This window comes from Candidatus Synechococcus calcipolaris G9, from assembly GCF_029582805.1.
In the GTDB taxonomy this organism is placed as follows: domain Bacteria; phylum Cyanobacteriota; class Cyanobacteriia; order Thermosynechococcales; family Thermosynechococcaceae; genus Synechococcus_F; species Synechococcus_F calcipolaris.
Window position 1 is genome coordinate 1 of record NZ_JAKKUT010000001.1, and the last position, 16,864, is coordinate 16,864.

A 16,864-nucleotide genomic window follows, 5' to 3' on the forward strand; every position below is an offset into this window, starting at 1 on the left:
GGTGAGCCATCGTTAGCATCCCTTAGTTTTTTGTTGTAGAAGTCTTCAAGCTCTCGCTGTCTGGCTTGCCTTTGGCGAGATATATCCTCTAGCTTGCCAACCTCATCAATCAAAACAGGGACGGCAAGGGCCGGCCCTAGCAATTTTCCCAAACCACCTAACCCGCTTGGTGGCTTGGGCAGTTTGGGTAATTTGGGGATTTTAGGGAGTGGGATTTTAGGGGATGTTGGGGCCGGAGTCTGAGGGGTCAGGGGGCCAGGATGGGGCTTAGGGCTGTAGGGTGGCCGGGGGGGCTGGCCTGGGCCATTGCCAAGGTCAACTAGGGGACGGTTAGCGGCCTCTTGGATCTGTCTCTGCCGTAATGCTTCCTTGTAGGCTTCCGCTTCCGGTACTAGATGGGGGGGAATCAATTAACCACACCTAGTTTGATGTGTAGCTAGTTGGTAATGCTGTAGCTGACAATTCGCCCACCCCATTACTCCAAATTTTTCCCTGACCACGCCAACCAGCAACCAAGGGGAGATATAGGACAATGGCAAGCCGCTCTGGGTTGGTTGATTGGTTCTCAAAGAAAACGGATTGTACGTTAGCACTGCGGGCCGCTTGACCTGGAGCTACCACGATAGTAGCTGATGGGTTAACCTCAGCTAGGGCTGAAGCTGCCCATGCTGCCAATTCTTCAAGGGTGTTCACATTGCTAGGAATATTTGCGGTGCTAAAAGCTGTCATTTTCGACAATCCTTAAAGGTTGGATACTGTCAGATTAGACCGCCGTTAAAGCCATGACAATTAACGTATTTTAGATAGAATACGATGGGATAGAAAAACCTAGAACCTTTACAGGAACTAGGTTTAGCGTGTGCAACTAAAAGGAGATTATCTTAGGCATTCGTATTATAAATCAATGAATTACTAATTACTAATGAAAATTCTACGATCTGGACAAGCTGAACCGTTAAACCCTGAAACTTTTTTAAGGCTTTATCAGGAATTGAAACCGCCCCATAATTTTATTTTAGGGGTGACTTGGTACTGTGCTGAACGGGTTGGGGCCGTTTGCCAACTACGGCGGGCCAATGTTTACGATCGCAAGGGGAAACCCCTAGATGCTGTGGTAATTCCCGGGGCCAGTAGAAAGGATCGGTGTACCAGGGAAGTATCAGTTACCCCTAAACTGCGAAAATTATTAATCCAGATTCCTAAATCTGATTCAGAGTGGCTCTTTCCAAGCCAGTTAAACCCTAAGAAACATATTCATCCTGATTGCTATAAGGCCGCGCTCTCTAGGGCCTGCAAACGATTGGGCCTAGTGGGCTACTCTAGCCATTCTGCTAGACGTGGGGCCATCACTCATTTAGCGCGTTCTGGAATATCTGTTAGGGTCATTCAGCAAATATCGGGACATAAATCCTTGGCCAGTGTCCAGCGGTATATTGACTTTGATTCGATAGAAGTTAGGGGAGGCCTAGAGCTTCTATAGGGTCTTGCCTATATATTTGCTCCTGGTCTTGCCATCCTGTTTCCAGAATCCATACCAGTATGGGCCATGGGGGCATCGTTTACAGCCTGATTTTCCGCAGTATACCCCTTTTAGTTGGTAGGTCATGGTGGGGCCTGCCATTGGGTTCTTATCTAACCCGTTTTCCGTGGTTGGGGATGAATCGGTTAGATAAGATGCCTTAGAGCTTTCTAAGGCATCCGCTTTACGTTTAGGTTTTGCGGCTTCCAGGGGTTGAGGAGTATTTAGGGAATCGGCGATCGGTGCCATGGAATTATTTAGGTCTTGCCGATCGCTGGACTGATTGCGATCGCCGCCGGCCTGGTTGCGATCGCTTTGTAAGGCATCTTCAATGGTTAATTGCCGTGGATCATCCCAATGATCAGGACTCATGGCCTAGCACCTGGGCTTGGCTGTCAATCGGTTGGGGGCCAAAGTCATCGGGAAGTTGATCAATGGTTATATCAAGGGCCTTGCATAGGTTTTTAACTTGCCTTGGGGATAATTGCGGCTTTAGTTGGTAGGTCATGGTGGGGCCTGCCATTGGGTTCTTATCTAACCCGTTTTCCGTGGTTGGGGATGAATCGGTTAGATAAGATGCCTTAGAGCTTTCTAAGGCATCCGCTTTACGTTTAGGTTTTGCGGCTTCCAGGGGTTGAGGAGTATTTAGGGAATCGGCGATCGGTGCCATGGAATTATTTAGGTCTTGCCGATCGCTGGACTGATTGCGATCGCCGCCGGCCTGGTTGCGATCGCTTTGAAGGTAAAAGTCAAAAGTTAATTGCCGTGGATCATCCCAATGATCATCCATTTATCTGATGGATCCGCTTGATATTCTCTAGAGCCTCTACCAATTCAGCTAGAGAGCAGTTTAGAAGATGGCAAAGCTTCTGCATTTCAGAAGGGGTAAGCGTAGGCTCTGTTTTTCCGCGTTCCCAATCTGAGATAGTTGCTTGCCTAACTCCCAGTAGCTCTGCAAGTTGTACCTGACTCAATCCAACGTTTTGCCGCAACATTTTTAGAGTTAGTAAATCTTCATTTCCCATTATACGCTTGACCGGATAAGAGAGTTAGGCTAGAGTGCTGATATACGCTTGAGCGTATAGAGCTTTGAAAACAGAACAAGCGATCGCCGGTTGGCAATCGCTCAGGGAGTTTTCATCTTTTTTTCACCCTAACGCGATCGCGGCTAAGAACCGGCGATCGCTAATTCCCCCATGCCTAACTTTATATTTCTGCCCAGAATTCAAACAACGTTCAACCTTGAACACTTAGTAAGGATTGAGTGGATAGATTCTGAGATTCAGATTGTACGTTTAGACTTTGTGGACGGCGATCCCCTGTTTATCGAAATGGCAGAGGCCCTAGAGCTTGAGAAATGGATCGAGGAATACTTTCCAGTGTTTTCGGTCAGGGCCGTAAATCCTCCACAAGATAACCCAGATGATTTTTAATCCGCCTGGAGTCACTGTCTTTTTTTTTCACCGTATCGCGATCGCGGCTAAGAACTGACGATCGCTCTAACTGCCATGAATGATTTTGTAGACATCCCAACTTTTTTTAAGGTGGGAAACCACTGGGTTAACTTACAAGCGATTGACTGTATTACTGAATTTCAGGCCGAAGGCAAAGCAATGATTTTTGTTTTGCAGATCGGGGAGTCACGGATCCAAGTTTCAGGTGCGGGGGCGATCAGACTGCGAGCCATCCTAGCGTTTCTGGATGACATCACAGATCGCGCGATCGTTCGTCTAGCCTGCCCTAATTTTCCTAATGAACAGGAATCAACTAGCTCAGATTGGGATGCCGCCGTTGACACAGCCAGCCAGTACGAAACCCTAAACAAGGCTGATTACTTCACTTTCTAGATCAATCCGCCTGATGAGTTCCCTTGAAGCCAGGGAACGAAATTGCCCCTATCCATTGGGGCGATCGCGGATCGGCTTCCATCACCGACCGCCAGGGTAATCACCTAAAGGCTGATGATTTTGGCATGATATTGGCCCCGTTGCCTTTTCATTATCTCGGTCACGGTCTTAGGCCACCCTGCCCTTGTGGCCTTCAAGTAGATTTGGGAATCTTTGGGACAATCACGGGCCGATGCTTGGGGAACTGATGGAACGTCCCTAGCTAGAGTTAATCCACCATGATCAAAATGATGGGTATCGACATAAGCCGATGCCGCGCTTCAGTTTGCCTTATCAACGAATTGCCAGATGAACCGCTTGATTGGTTCAGGCAGAATAGAGATAAAATCATTGACATTTACCCCAACCGTGAGGGCATAGAACAGTTACTCAATTTAGGGCCTACCCATGTAGCCTTAGAGCCTACGGGTATTCACTACAGCAAGATTTGGGTAAATTATTTATCCCAGATGGGTGCGGAAATCCTATGGGTAGGGCATAGCCAACTATGCAGTACCCGAAAGTCATTTAGGTTATCTGGCAAGAATGATCATGCCGATGCCCTTGCCTTAGCTTGCTATGGGTTGCAGAAGTTGGATAAGCCTAAATGGTTTCTCAATTTTGACCTATACAGCGAAGCGTATAAATTGCGGCAAGTTTGCCTAGAAATTAACCACCTGGAACGGCGATCAGTGCCGATCATGAATCGGATCAGACAACAGTTAAGCCATGAATGGCCCGAAATGGCACAATCCCGATCTAGGGGCCCGCTATGGTTCTGGATTGCTGGGGAACCGGCCAAGAGCAAACGTACAGAAACTATCTACACAAGGGACTTGGCCCATTCTATAGGGATGGGATTAAGTGACTTTACCCGCTTCCAGGCTATGCAATGGGTAGAAATTGAGAAACGGCTTAATCGCCTGGATGCTGAGTTAGTAGAACTGCTAAAAAATCCCGATTACATCCTGTATCGGCAAGCCATGGGGCCGTTTAATTTTAGTCTCAGGATTGAGAGCATTCTACTGGCTCACATCTATCCCTTTGAAAATTTCCTTAATGCCGATGGTTCAGAAATCATTGAATGGGTTAAAGGTAGCAAGGGACAGCGTTCTAAGCGTAATCGTAGCCAGAAGGCCTTTAAGCTGTTCATTGGAATTGGCAAGGTTGAAAAATCCAGCGGTGAATCAACGGAGTGGGTAAAGGGAGGCTCTAAGCTGTGTCGTTCTGCCCTATGGCAATATATCCATACCATGATTGAAATCCGATCACATCGCCCTAAGAATGCCATCGGTGAAGAATTGGGGGCCTTGTGTGATGAGTTGAAATCGTACCGACTGCATGGGCGTGAGATACAGGCTAGGCTTTATTGCAGAACCGCTAACCTACTTTACAAAGCCGTGCTATCAACCTTGAGAAAATAAATTCTATTCCCTTAGATTGAAACCACTAGGGTCTAGTGGTTTTTTTGTGTCTGAACTTGACGGGATCATTTAACGGTATAAGTAGATAATGATACTTGGTCGTTGATCCCAGCGAGGAACCTATGGGATTTGTTGATTTAGCGATCGCTGATTTGGCGGCGGATTATGCTGTACCCGTAGAGCAGGTCTGTCAACTGTGCGATCGCCTAGGAATTTCCTATCGCAGTCCCCAAACTCGCCTAGCCCTAGAGGATGCTAAAGCCATTATCTTAATTTTGGTGGAATCATCCCCATCCAGGACTCAGGATCATGACCCGGTAAACACAAGACCGCAATCTTAACATCCGCATTTTGGGAGAACTATGCTGAAACAATGCTTTTGGCTAGCGGTTACTCTGATCCTGTGTACATGGCAATTGTTCACGGGAACCGCTATGGCCGCCGAATTAACCGCCGATGTCCTCACTGTACCCCTTGATAGCCAAGGAGCAACAGTCACCCTAAGCAAAGATCAATACGACGAAGGCAAACGCTTATTTGTCTATGCCTGTGCCACCTGTCATGTGGGTGGGGTTACCAAAACCAATCCCAGCTTAGACTTGGCAACGGAAACCCTGGCCCTAGCCAATCCACCCCGGGATAATATTTCTGGTTTGGTGGACTATATGAAAGATCCCACTACCTATGATGGTGAAACCTCCATTGCTGAAGTCCATCCCAGTTTACGCAGTGCGGATATTTTCCCGAAAATGCGTAACTTAACGGAAAAAGATTTGGTGGCGATCGCCGGTCATATCCTGGTGGAACCCAAAATCCTGGGCGACAAATGGGGTGGTGGTAAAATTTACTACTAGGTTTAGGTTTCGTAATTTCAGGATACTTTCTCCATGACCCTGGCCCATTGGCGGCGGCCGGTTCACACCGGCCCATTTTTGTTTATCCCATTTTTGTTGGGCTTGGTACTGCTTGTGACAGTTTTGTGGGCAGTCATTCCCAGTTCACCCGCCCAAGCAGAAGGTATTGATGGTTATGTCCTGCGCTACCTCAATGCCGCCGAGCCAGTTTCCTTACCCTTAAATCCTTCGGGCGATCGGCGTGAGTTTAGCCCCGAAGACCTCACGAGGGGAAAACATTTGTTTGAGGAAAACTGTAAGAACTGCCATGTGGGGGGAGCCACCCTGCCCAATCCCTTGATTTCTCTTTCATTGAAAGACTTACAAGGGGCAACGCCTCCCCGGGATACCATTACCAGTCTCGTCGCCTACCAACGCTTACCCATGTCCTACGATGGCACGGAGGAAAGCTATTGGTGTCGGGAAGTCCCAGAGACATGGTTGACCACCGCCCAATTGGAAGACTTGGCCGCATTTATTCTACGAGCAGCCGAGAAAGCACCGGGTTGGGGAATCGAAACCTTCCAAGACAGTGCCCCCCAGTGAGGAAGTTTTGCTACACTTGCCGTTGGTAGTCCCGATTCCTAGACTTCCAGAAACTCACATCCCATTCAACCTTTACCCTGAACTATTGCCGAGGAGAACTCCCTTGAAACGACTATTGACATTTATCTGTTTAGCTGCCCTGACCCTCCTATTTATGGGCAATCAACCCGCCTTTGCCGCTGATATTGCCAGTGGTTCCAAGGTGTTTAGTGCCAACTGTGCCGCTTGCCACATGGGGGGCGGAAATGTGGTTATGGCCAATAAAACCCTCAAGAAAGAATCCCTGGAACAATTTGGCATGAACTCTGAAGATGCGATTATTTACCAAGTTCAACATGGTAAAAATGCCATGCCGGCCTTTGCTGGTCGTCTGACCGATGCCCAAATTGAAGATGTGGCAGCCTACGTTCTCGATCAAGCTGCCAAGGGCTGGGCGGGCTAACCCCATCTGGCCATGGGCCATAAAAATTGACCTAGAAAATTGATCTAGAAAAAGATTGACCCCTCACCGGAGGGGTTTTTTTGCCTGTATCGAAGGATAAACTCGTCCAATGATAAAATCATGGCATTCTAGTGAGGATATCCATGGCTGAGTCTTCCCTTGCCCTGTCACCTCCCTGGTTGGTTCTTGAACCCTTGGTGATCCAGTGGTTGCAGGAGGATATGGGCCGGGGCGATCGCACCACCGCGGCCTTAGATTTAGGCGATCGCCGGGGTCGGGCAACATTAACGGTTAAGCAAGCGGGTGTGGTCGCCGGTTTACCCATTGCCGCCAAAGTTTTTCAGCTATTGGATGCCACAGCCCAGATGGTGGTACATTTTCCCGATGGAACTGACTGTTCAGCGGGGGCGATCGCCGCCGAAATAGAGGCCTCCCTAGAGGCGATTTTGTTGGGGGAACGGGTGGCTCTAAATGTGATCATGGCCCTCAGTGGCATTGCCAGCCTGACCCGCACCTATGCCCAGGAAATTGCTGATTTGGCAACCCAGCTAGTGGATACCCGCAAAACCACCCCTGGATTTCGCCTCCTGGAAAAGTATGCCACGGCCCTAGGGGGTGCCAGAAATCATCGTTTTGGCCTAGATGATGCCGTAATGATTAAGGATAATCACATCCTTGCCGCCGGAAGCCTGACTAGGGCGGTACAGCGGGTTCGCCGTTCCATTCCCTTGACCCACACCGTTGAGGTGGAAACCGAGACCCTCGATCAGGTCAAAGAAGCCCTAGGGGCAGGGGTCAACATTATTATGCTGGATAATATGCCCATTGAGCGGATAAACGCCGCCGTTGAACTAATTCGCCGCCACTCCACCGCCATTAAAATTGAGGCCTCCGGCAATATTACCCTAGAAACCCTGCGAACGGTGGCCCTGACGGGGGTGGACTATATTTCTACCAGTGGTACAATTACCCGCGCTCCATGGCTAGATTGGAGTTTGACCGTTGTCCCCCTTGAAGAGCTAGAGCAAAGCCAATGACCGCACGTGATGCCCATAAAAAAGCCCATAAAAAAGCAAAGGCCCTCAAGCCCCAGAGTCGCCGTCCTGCCAAGGATCTGTGCAGTGAGTGTGGTCTGTGTGACACCTACTATATCCACTATGTGAAAGAGGCCTGTGCCTTTCTAAATCAACAGTTTGATGCCCTAGAAACCCAAACCCATGGGCGATCGCGGCAGGTTGAGAATTGGGATGACTGTTATTTTGGCGTACATAATCAGATGATGGCAGCCCGGAAAATCGACCCCATTGCCGGGGCCCAATGGACGGGAATTGTCAGTGCGATCGCCATTGAAATGCTCGAAAAAGGCTTAGTAGAAGGGGTTGTCTGTGTCCAAAACACCCCGGACGATCGCTTCCAACCCATGCCCGTAATTGCCCGCAGTCGGGAAGAAATTTTAGCCGCCCGCGTCAATAAACCCACCCTATCCCCCAATCTTTCGGTGCTAGAGCAGATTGAACAGTCCGGTCTTCGCCGTCTTTTAGTCATTGGGGTGGGCTGTCAAATTCAGGCATTGCGGGCCGTCGAAGCTAAATTGGGCCTGGAAAAACTCTATGTTCTGGGGACTCCCTGTGTGGACAATGTAACCCGGGCCGGTCTGCAAAAGTTTTTAGATACCACCAGCCGATCGCCGGACACCGTGGTTCACTATGAATTTATGCAGGATTTCCGGGTTCACTTTAAGCACGAAGATGGCTCCGAGGAAACCGTTCCCTTTTTTGGCCTGAAAACCAATCAACTCAAGGACGTGTTTGCCCCCTCCTGCATGAGTTGTTTTGATTATGTCAATGGCCTGGCAGACCTAGTGGTGGGATATATGGGGGCTCCCTTTGGTTGGCAGTGGATTGTGGTTCGCAATGGGCGGGGCCAGGAGATGCTGGATTTGGTTCAGGATCAATTGGAGACCCAGCCTGTCATGGCCCGGGGCGATCGCCACAATGCCGTTCAACAGAGTATCCCTGCCTACGACAAGGGAGTCACCCTACCCATGTGGGCCGCAAAACTCATGGGCATTGTCATTGAAAAGGTGGGGCCCAAGGGGCTAGAGTATGCCCGCTTTTCCATTGATTCCCACTTTACCCGCAACTATCTTTATGTCAAGCGGAACTATCCCCAGAAGCTAGGGGATCACGTGCCCGAATTTGCCCAGAAAATTGTGGATCAGTATCAATTGCCAGACTAGGTGGCGAGAAGAAAACATTGATCATCTGAATACGATTGCCCCCGAACTGTGGGAGGATAGGCCCTGAAGTTCAAATTTTCGAGAAAAGTTTATTTGAGCCTTGTCAATGGGGGCGTTACAATTGTTAACTTTCTTATAGACTGTACATTCTTATATTTTCTCCATAGTATAGACACATGACAATTTCTCGCGACCAAGTTGACCGCATTGTATCCAATCAGCATCAAGACCCCTTTGAAGTTTTAGGGTGCCATACCATTCAAGAAAATGGGCGATCGGTCTGGGTGGTTCGAGCCTATTTACCCAAGGCCGATCGGGCAAGCGTTCTTTGTCCAGAGGAGCGGCAAGAATATCCCATGGAGTCGGTGCATCATCCCCATTTTTTTGAATGCACCATTCCCACCGCTACCCTGAGCAACTATCAATTAAAAATCTATGAGAATGGCCATGAACGGGTCAGTTATGATCCCTATGCCTTTCGTTCCTCTAAACTAACGGACTTTGATATTCATCTATTTGCGGAGGGGAATCACCATCGGATTTATGAAAAATTAGGGGCGCATCTACTCCGGGTAGACGGCATTAAAGGGGTTTATTTTGCCGTGTGGGCCCCCAATGCCCGGAATGTTTCGGTCTTAGGCGATTTTAATAACTGGGATGGCCGCCAGCATCAGATGGCCCGCCGTGGCAATGGAATTTGGGAATTATTTATTCCTGGGCTGGACATCGGTGCATCCTATAAGTATGAAATTAAAAACCATGCGGGTCACATCTACGAAAAGTCTGATCCCTACGGCTTTCAGCAGGAACCTCGGCCCAAAACCGCCTCAATTGTGGCGGATCTCAATGCCTATGCCTGGCAGGATCAGGGCTGGATGGAGCAACGGCGTAGTACGGATCCCTTGACCCAACCCATTGCTGTCTATGAGGTGCATTTAGGTTCCTGGATGCACGCCTCCATGGATGAACCGTCGGTCTTGGCCGATGGAACCACTGAGCCACCCGTTCAGGTTGCGGATCTCAAACCCTGGGCCCGGTTCCTCACCTATCGGGAACTGGCGGCTAAACTAATTCCCTACGTTAAAGAGTTAGGCTATACCCACATTGAACTGTTACCTGTGGCAGAGCATCCCTTTGACGGCTCCTGGGGCTATCAAGTCACGGGTTATTTTGCGCCCACATCTCGCTTTGGCAGTCCTGAAGATTTTATGTACTTTGTGGATCAATGCCATCAAAATGGTATTGGTGTTTTGGTGGATTGGGTTCCTGGGCATTTTCCCAAGGATGGCCATGGGTTAGCCTTTTTTGATGGTACCCATCTCTACGAACATTCCGACCCCCGCAAGGGTGAGCATAAGGAATGGGGCACCCTAGTTTTTAATTACAATCGCCATGAAGTCCGTAATTTTCTAGTTTCCAATGCCCTATTTTGGTTTGATAAGTACCACATTGACGGCATCCGTGTCGATGCGGTGGCATCCATGCTCTACCTGGACTATTGCCGCGAAGAAGGAGAATGGCTGCCCAATGAGTACGGCGGTCGGGAAAACCTGGAAGCAGCAGATTTTCTCCGCCAGGTAAATCAGGTTATTTTTAGTTACTTTCCTGGCATTCTCTCTATTGCCGAGGAATCTACCTCGTGGCCAATGGTCTCCTGGCCCACCTATACCGGTGGCCTGGGCTTTAACCTGAAGTGGAATATGGGGTGGATGCACGATATGCTGGATTATTTCAGCATGGATCCCTGGTTCCGCCAGTTCCATCAAAATAACATCACGTTCAGTATGTGGTATCACCACAGCGAAAACTTCATGCTGGCCCTATCCCATGATGAGGTCGTCCACGGCAAAAGTAATATTATTGGCAAAATGCCCGGCGATCGCTGGCAACAGTTTGCAAATCTCCGTTGCTTGTTTACCTATATGTATACCCACCCCGGCAAAAAGACGATGTTTATGGGGATGGAGTTTGGCCAGTGGAGTGAGTGGAATGTCTGGGGGGATTTAGAATGGCATCTCCTTCAGTACGAACCTCACCAACAAACGAAGCAATTCTTCAGTGACCTTAATACTCTCTATCGCCAAGAACCAACTCTCTACAGCCAAGATTTTGGACAGGATGGGTTTGAGTGGATTGACTGTAGCGATAATCGCCATAGTGTAGTTGCCTTTATTCGCTGGGATAAAGAGTTCAAAGACTTTGCCATTGTTGTTTGCAATTTTACGCCCCAGCCCCATAGCCATTACCGCATTGGCGTGCCAGAACATGGTTTCTATACAGAACTCTTTAATAGTGATGCCCGCGAGTATGGAGGGAGCAATATGGGCAACCTAGGGGGTAAATGGGCCGATGAATGGGCCTATCACCATCGCCGCTATTCCCTAGATCTGTGTTTGCCCCCCCTAGCCACCCTTGTATTCAAGCTGGATCGCCAGAAAACAGTTACCACCCCTAGTCTGACGGATGGTGACTAACAGCTTAGGCTCACGATCGCCCCGGGATCAAGCCACTACTGAGGCGTTTAATCGCATTGCCAGCCACATCTCGGTAGCGCAGTTCACCGCAGAGAACCTGACCCATGCGGCGGGTGGCGGCCGGCCGCTTTACCCCTAAACGATAGCTCACCCCGGGAATCCGGTAAAAGACCCCTGCGAGGCGTTGGGCCCAAACCATGTCCGTGCCCCATTCATTGTTCATTTCAGCGGTGTAGGCTTCTAGGGCATTGATGTCGCCACCAAGGGCCCGGTCAATGGCGATCGCCCCCTGCATCCCACTGTAAATGGCGGGTCGAATTCCTTCGGCGGAAAAGGGATCCACCAGGGATGCCGCTTCTCCTGCTAAGAGAGCGTTTTGGCTATGGAGGGGGTGTTGACCATCCCACAGGCAAAGGGGATGATCGTACTGACGGCATTGCTCCGGTGCTAACTTAAACCGTTGGGCGTAGTCGGCCAGGGTTTTCTCAAAATTGTGGGTATCGCCACCGCGAAAAGTGCCCATACCAATGGAGTAGCCATCGGCCTTGGGAAAATTCCAGATGTAGCCATTTTTGGTCATGCCAAATTCAAAATGAATATGTTGGTCGTGGCCGAGGGGGGGTTGTGCTTCGAGGGCCGCCGCACTGCGACGTTTGGGTTCCCTAAGACCTAACCATTGGGCCATCATGCCCTTGGCTCCATCGGCCCCAATCAAATACTGGGCCTCCAGGGGTTCCTGTGGGGTCTGAACCCGCCAGCGATCGCCCAGCCATTCAATGGCAGTTACACTGGTTTGGTCTTGAAGGGTGGCTCCTTGGGCTTGGGCCTGTTGAACCAGAAAATGATCAAAGACATCCCGGCGCACGAGCCAAATAGGTTCCGGGGTTTCCAGTTCCACCTCTACGGCATCATCAAATTTCCAGGTGTAGCGAAGGGTTCGCAGTTTCAGGGAAATGGCCGGGCTAAAGTCAAAGTCAAACCACGGGGCGATCGCCGGTGAAACACCACCGCCACAGGGCTTATAGCGGGGGAAGACTTCCTTTTCTAGAATTAAGACCGATCGCCCCCGTTTGGCTAAATGATAGGCCGCTGCGCCGCCGGCAGGGCCAGCACCGACAATAATGCAATCATACATAGTTACCCCTCAACACTCCTCACACGAGATCATCAACTATTAAGCCCCCATTTAAGCACAGTTCAAATCGTTTCCCATAATCGGCGGCGTTGCGGCCCCCTCAGGCGATCGTGGGCATCCTGAAGCAGTCGGGGAATTTCTAAGTTACTGGGGCAACGGGGTAAACAATCGCCACATTCGGTACAGGTATGGGCGGGTTGTCCAGGAAACCAATGACCGGCTTGGCCAAACATCCGATAGCGATATTCACCAAACTCTTGCATATCGTAGGCCAGGGTCAGATTCCGCAACCGCAGCACTTCGGGAATATGAATGTCCTCTGGGCAGGGTAAGCAGGCATAGCATTGCTCACAGCGATCGCCCTGGGGTAGGGCCTGAAAGACCCGATCTAAACGATCTAAAATCTCCTTTTCGATCGCCGTTAGGGGGCCATCTTCATCGGCGATTCCTAGGGGGAAATCCACTTCTGCCACCGTCGCCGGGCCAAAACTAAGGGTCGCGATCGCCGGTTGACTCAGGAGCCAACGATAGGCCCAATGGAGCGGTGATAGGGGCTGGCAGAGTTGATCTAGTTTTTCTGGGGGGCGATAGAGTCGGCCGCCTTTATCCGCAGGGGAAATAATAAAAATTCCCAGATCCTTTTCCCTTGCGCGGGCGATCGCTGGGGCATTCCGCTGAAAAAAATAGGTGTAGTGCAAATTAACAAAGCTAAAGAGGGGATTCTCCATGGCCGCCAAAATAACCTCTAGGGGCCCGTGGCTGGAAAAGCCAATGTGGGCCACTTTACCGCTGGCCAGCACCGCCTCTAGGGCCCCCTGTCCCCCCTGGTCTAACCACCCTAAATGTTCGGGTTGATTCAAACCATGGAGGGCCAAACATTCCAAATGATCTCGACCTAACCGCCCTAAGGATTGATCCACCTGCTGCATAATATCCTCACAGGTTCCCTTGGGTAAAACCTTGGTGGTGATATAGAGGGGGTCGGAGACGGGCAGGTTTTTCAGGGACTGGCCTAAATAGGCTTCACTGGGGCCGTAGGCGGGGGCCGTTTCTAGGTGATTTACCCCCAGGGCGATCGCCCGCTGCACCACCCCCTCTGCTTCCATGGCACTGCCTAAGTACCGCATCGTCCCCAGGGAGAAGACGGAGAGATTTAAGTTCGTTCGACCAAAGCGACGGTAGCGCATGGCCCTAGATTCTAGCTCGTGGACGAATCCTCAATGCCCCGCCCCTGTTGGCTAAAGTCCTCCGGTCGAATACTATCCAAAAACTCGCGAAAGGCTTGACGCTCTTCTTCATCCGCATCCCGATCCACCGGAATGGAGGCATCGGCAACCACCGACTCCATCACCCAAATGGGGCAATCACATCGCAGGGCCAGGGCAATGGCATCACTGGGGCGGGCATCCACCTCCTTAACCGTTTCCCCTTGGCGTAACGACAAAATAGCATAGTAAGTATTATCTTGCAGGGAATGAATAACAATTCGTTCTAGGAGGACATCACAGGTTTTTAGAATATTCCCCAGCAGATCATGGGTGAGGGGGCGGGGAACGCGATGATTTTCTAGGGCCATCAAAATGGCACGGGCTTCATTATCGCCAATCCAAATAGGTAGGGCCCGCCGCCCCGTACCATCTTTTAACAAGACGATGGGAGTTTTCCGATTAGAGGCATCGAGGGCGATCCCGGCAACTGTCATTTCAATCATGGCCAGATCTCATAGACGCGCAGAGCGAACATTAGAGAACACTATTCCCTATTATCTACCAAGTTTCACGCCTTAGGGGAAGGGGGCGATCTCATTCACTCTATATCTCTCTAATATCCTTGCCTAGGATAGACAGTCCCCTAGCCATGGCCGTCTCCTAGAGTTGGGGAACGGTAAGGAACGGGGTATATTATTCCTCAGCCCAGGTTTCAAGTTGAGCGTTAGGTAGCCTTAGATAAGGAGGGGGAGCATGGTTCGTCGCAGTCGCCGGGGAATGCAATTCTGGCAAGAGTTTCGAGATTTTGCCCTCAAGGGAAACATCATGGATCTGGCGATCGCCGTGGTGATTGGTGGTGCCTTTGGTCGCATTGTCAATTCCCTGGTGGAAGACTTAGTGATGCCCCTGATTAACCCCCTCATTCCTGGGGGAGACTGGCGTACCCTTGAACTGGGGCCAGGCGTTAAGATTGGCAATTTCCTCGGTAGTGTCTTGGATTTTCTAGTGATTGCCCTCGCCCTCTTTCTGGCCATTCGCTTCATCTTACGCAAGGGCCCTGCCAACCCACCCCCCGCCCCCACCCGAGAATGCCCCTACTGTCTGGAAGTCTTACCCATCCAAGCCAGTCGTTGCCGCGCCTGTACCTCCGAACTACCACCTGTTGAAGTCCCCTAATTTTTCAGCCCTAATTTCTCAGATAGGCCTGGTACAATACGAGTTTTATCCTAGTTTTTGGACTCACCTTGAACCTCATTCCCTTAAATCTCACTCCTCTAACTCACTGGCTGAAATGGGGCCCACTGCGCTGGGTTTGCTTTACCCTTTTGGGTCTAAGCCTCACCCTCCTACCCGGCTGTTTTACTCCCCCGGCCCCCGGCGGCCCGGAAATTGAATTTTGGACAATGCAACTTCAGCCCAAGTTTACGGACTATTTCAATCAACTGATCCAGGAATTTGAAGCTGATCACGAGGGAGTCCGCATTCGTTGGGTGGACGTGCCCTGGACGGCCATGCAAAGTCGAATCCTCACGTCCATCTCCGCAGGAACAGCCCCGGATGTGGTGAACCTCAACCCGGATTTTGCCTCCCAATTGGCGGCCCGCAACGCCTGGCTAGATTTAGATGAAAAAATTCCCCCAGAGGTCAAGGAGCAGTATTTACCCAATATTTGGGCCGCCACCACGGTGGATGGTCAAAGTTTTGGCATTCCCTGGTATCTAACCTCGCGGATTACCATATACAATCAAGAGCTTTTAGACCAAGCAGGTATCCCCCGTCCCCCCCAGACCTTTGCCGAACTCGCGGAGATCGCTCCGGCAGTCAAACAAGCCACGGGCAAATATGCCTTCTTTATTACCATGGTTCCAGAGGACTCCGCTGAATTAATGGAATCCATGGTACAGATGGGCGTGGAACTTGTAGACGATCAGGGGAAGGCAGCCTTTAATACTCCGGCGGGCAAGGCGGCCTTTCAGTATTGGTTAGACCTATATCGCCAGGGGTTGATTCCGCCCCAAGTCCTAACGGAAGGTCATCGCCAAGGCATTGAACTCTATCAATCGGGGCAAAGTGCCGTCCTCATGTCCAGTCCAGAATTTTTGAATACTGTTGCCATCAACTCTCCTGACATTGCCCAAGTGTCTAGCGTATCCACTCAACTCACGGGGGATACGGGCAAGAAAAATGTGGCCGTGATGAATTTGGTGATTCCCCGCAGTACGGATCAACCGGATCTAGCGGTAGAGTTTGCCCTCTTTGTTACAAACAATACCAATCAACTGGCCTTTGCCAAAGCAGCGAATGTTCTCCCCTCGACAATCGCCGCCCTAGGGGATCCCTTTTTCCAGGAGAGTAACGCCGATGCCAGCCCCAGCGATCGGGCCCGAGCCGTCAGTGCCAGTCAAATGACCCAAGCAGAAGTCCTGATCCCACCCGTGGCTGATGTAAAGCAATTACAGCGAACCCTCTATGAAAACCTGCAAGCGGTACTCCTAGAGCGGAAAACCATTGATCAGGCCCTCACGGATGCCGAGGAAACCTGGAACCAGCGACAGGCATCACGCAACGCTAATCAATGATGATCGGCATGGGCACGCTGCATTAAATAGCTACTAATGGAAATAATTAAGACCGCTGCCCCCACCAAGAGTAAATCTTCACTGGACTCGACTTTCACACTCAACATTTGCTTGAAAAAGGTGATGACCAATGCCATCACAATCGCCTTGAGTAATTTATCCTTGAGGCGATCGAGGGATTGGGATTCTAAAAGGGGTTGATTACTATCATCATTGGCAGCAATGTCGATTTTGGAAATGAATAGCTCATAAATACCCAGAGCAAAAATCAATAGAATAATTGCAATGATATAAATATCAATACCTGTAATAATATAACCCAGGGTTTTTGTATAGGTCTCAGGGACATTGGGGTTAACTATTTGGTGGATAATTCCCCGGACAATCTCCTCACTGCCAACGATGATTAATGTCACCACACTAATCAAACTAAAGGCCACTGGGATAATGACTAAAAGGCGAAAATACCAGAGAAAGGATTCAACAAATAACTCTAATCGCGCCACTCGTTTAGCCATA

The 16,864-nt window shown here is 50.1% G+C and carries 20 protein-coding genes and 1 pseudogene; 12 read left to right on the top strand and 9 right to left on the bottom strand.

Annotated features, from left to right (window positions below; genetic code table 11):
- Positions 1-410 (bottom strand): annotated as a pseudogene (locus L3556_RS00005) (hypothetical protein); the annotation flags it as partial.
- A gap of 10 nt (positions 411-420) precedes the next feature.
- Positions 421-729, bottom strand: a complete 309-nt coding sequence (locus L3556_RS00010; RefSeq protein WP_277865249.1) for a hypothetical protein — start codon at positions 727-729, stop codon at positions 421-423.
- A gap of 193 nt (positions 730-922) precedes the next feature.
- Between L3556_RS00010 and L3556_RS16240 the strand changes: the two genes are divergently transcribed.
- A complete protein-coding gene (locus tag L3556_RS16240) occupies positions 923-1,480 on the top strand; it encodes a tyrosine-type recombinase/integrase (protein ID WP_422110739.1) in 558 nt (185 codons plus the stop codon).
- Here the strand turns inward: L3556_RS16240 and L3556_RS00015 are convergent.
- The 3 genes from L3556_RS00015 to L3556_RS00025 are packed head-to-tail and all read right to left on the bottom strand — an operon-like array spanning position 1,475 to position 2,544.
- Positions 1,475-1,891 carry a DUF6788 family protein gene (locus tag L3556_RS00015; RefSeq protein WP_277865250.1) on the bottom strand — a complete coding sequence of 139 codons (417 nt, stop codon included), beginning with the start codon at positions 1,889-1,891 and terminating at the stop codon, positions 1,475-1,477. The two genes, L3556_RS16240 and L3556_RS00015, sit on opposite strands and share 6 nt — an antisense overlap.
- Complete coding sequence (locus tag L3556_RS00020; RefSeq protein ID WP_277865251.1) at positions 1,881-2,309, bottom strand: hypothetical protein; 429 nt, start codon at positions 2,307-2,309, stop codon at positions 1,881-1,883. Before L3556_RS00020 ends, L3556_RS00015 begins: the two co-directional genes overlap by 11 nt.
- On the bottom strand, positions 2,302-2,544 hold the full coding sequence (locus L3556_RS00025) for a helix-turn-helix transcriptional regulator (protein WP_338405701.1): 243 nt from the start codon (positions 2,542-2,544) through the stop codon (positions 2,302-2,304). Before L3556_RS00025 ends, L3556_RS00020 begins: the two co-directional genes overlap by 8 nt.
- Positions 2,545-3,027: 483 nt before the next feature.
- Between L3556_RS00025 and L3556_RS00030 the strand changes: the two genes are divergently transcribed.
- The 9 genes from L3556_RS00030 to glgB all read left to right on the top strand — a co-directional run bounded on the left by L3556_RS00030 (position 3,028) and on the right by glgB (position 11,423).
- Entirely contained in the window at positions 3,028-3,366 is a 339-nt protein-coding gene (locus L3556_RS00030) for a hypothetical protein (protein ID WP_277865252.1), read from the top strand.
- Positions 3,367-3,644: 278 nt separating this feature from the next.
- Positions 3,645-4,829, top strand: coding sequence for an IS110 family transposase (locus L3556_RS00035; RefSeq protein WP_277865253.1), 1,185 nt, complete (start codon positions 3,645-3,647; stop codon positions 4,827-4,829).
- A gap of 122 nt (positions 4,830-4,951) precedes the next feature.
- Positions 4,952-5,170 (top strand): translation initiation factor IF-2, encoded by a 219-nt coding sequence (locus L3556_RS00040; RefSeq protein WP_277865254.1) that lies wholly within the window; start codon positions 4,952-4,954, stop codon positions 5,168-5,170.
- 21 nt (positions 5,171-5,191) lie between these two features.
- Positions 5,192-5,683: a photosystem II cytochrome c-550 gene (psbV, locus tag L3556_RS00045; protein WP_277865255.1), complete on the top strand. Its 492-nt coding sequence runs from the start codon at positions 5,192-5,194 to the stop codon at positions 5,681-5,683.
- A gap of 33 nt (positions 5,684-5,716) precedes the next feature.
- Positions 5,717-6,268: a photosystem II cytochrome PsbV2 gene (gene psbV2, locus L3556_RS00050; protein WP_277865256.1), complete on the top strand. Its 552-nt coding sequence runs from the start codon at positions 5,717-5,719 to the stop codon at positions 6,266-6,268.
- Positions 6,269-6,371: 103 nt separating this feature from the next.
- Positions 6,372-6,710 (top strand): cytochrome c6 PetJ, encoded by a 339-nt coding sequence (gene petJ, locus L3556_RS00055; protein ID WP_277865257.1) that lies wholly within the window; start codon positions 6,372-6,374, stop codon positions 6,708-6,710.
- Positions 6,711-6,853: 143 nt separating this feature from the next.
- Positions 6,854-7,747, top strand: a complete 894-nt coding sequence (gene nadC / locus L3556_RS00060; RefSeq protein ID WP_277865258.1) for a carboxylating nicotinate-nucleotide diphosphorylase — start codon at positions 6,854-6,856, stop codon at positions 7,745-7,747.
- The gene (locus L3556_RS00065) at positions 7,744-8,949 is read left to right on the top strand and encodes a Coenzyme F420 hydrogenase/dehydrogenase, beta subunit C-terminal domain (protein WP_277865259.1); all 1,206 of its coding nucleotides are present in this window, start codon (positions 7,744-7,746) and stop codon (positions 8,947-8,949) included. Before nadC ends, L3556_RS00065 begins: the two co-directional genes overlap by 4 nt.
- A 176-nt stretch (positions 8,950-9,125) precedes the next feature.
- Positions 9,126-11,423, top strand: coding sequence for a 1,4-alpha-glucan branching enzyme (gene glgB / locus L3556_RS00070; protein ID WP_277865260.1), 2,298 nt, complete (start codon positions 9,126-9,128; stop codon positions 11,421-11,423).
- Between the two features lie 10 nt (positions 11,424-11,433).
- Here the strand turns inward: glgB and L3556_RS00075 are convergent, their stop codons facing one another.
- From L3556_RS00075 to L3556_RS00085, 3 genes are all read right to left on the bottom strand, one after another.
- Positions 11,434-12,558, bottom strand: a complete 1,125-nt coding sequence (locus L3556_RS00075) for a geranylgeranyl reductase family protein (RefSeq protein WP_277865261.1) — start codon at positions 12,556-12,558, stop codon at positions 11,434-11,436.
- Positions 12,559-12,620: 62 nt separating this feature from the next.
- Positions 12,621-13,745: an aldo/keto reductase gene (locus L3556_RS00080; protein WP_277865262.1), complete on the bottom strand. Its 1,125-nt coding sequence runs from the start codon at positions 13,743-13,745 to the stop codon at positions 12,621-12,623.
- A gap of 11 nt (positions 13,746-13,756) precedes the next feature.
- A complete protein-coding gene (locus L3556_RS00085) occupies positions 13,757-14,269 on the bottom strand; it encodes a bifunctional nuclease family protein (protein WP_277865263.1) in 513 nt (170 codons plus the stop codon).
- Between the two features lie 250 nt (positions 14,270-14,519).
- Between L3556_RS00085 and mscL the strand changes: the two genes are divergently transcribed.
- Positions 14,520-14,942, top strand: coding sequence for a large conductance mechanosensitive channel protein MscL (mscL, locus tag L3556_RS00090; protein WP_338405702.1), 423 nt, complete (start codon positions 14,520-14,522; stop codon positions 14,940-14,942).
- Positions 14,943-15,010: 68 nt separating this feature from the next.
- The gene (locus tag L3556_RS00095) at positions 15,011-16,345 is read left to right on the top strand and encodes an ABC transporter substrate-binding protein (RefSeq protein WP_277865264.1); all 1,335 of its coding nucleotides are present in this window, start codon (positions 15,011-15,013) and stop codon (positions 16,343-16,345) included.
- On the opposite strand, the gene L3556_RS00100 is transcribed toward L3556_RS00095, so the two are convergent.
- Positions 16,339-16,863, bottom strand: coding sequence for a YqhA family protein (locus L3556_RS00100; protein ID WP_277865265.1), 525 nt, complete (start codon positions 16,861-16,863; stop codon positions 16,339-16,341). The genes L3556_RS00095 and L3556_RS00100 overlap by 7 nt on opposite strands.
- Between the last annotated feature and the right edge of the window lies 1 nt (position 16,864).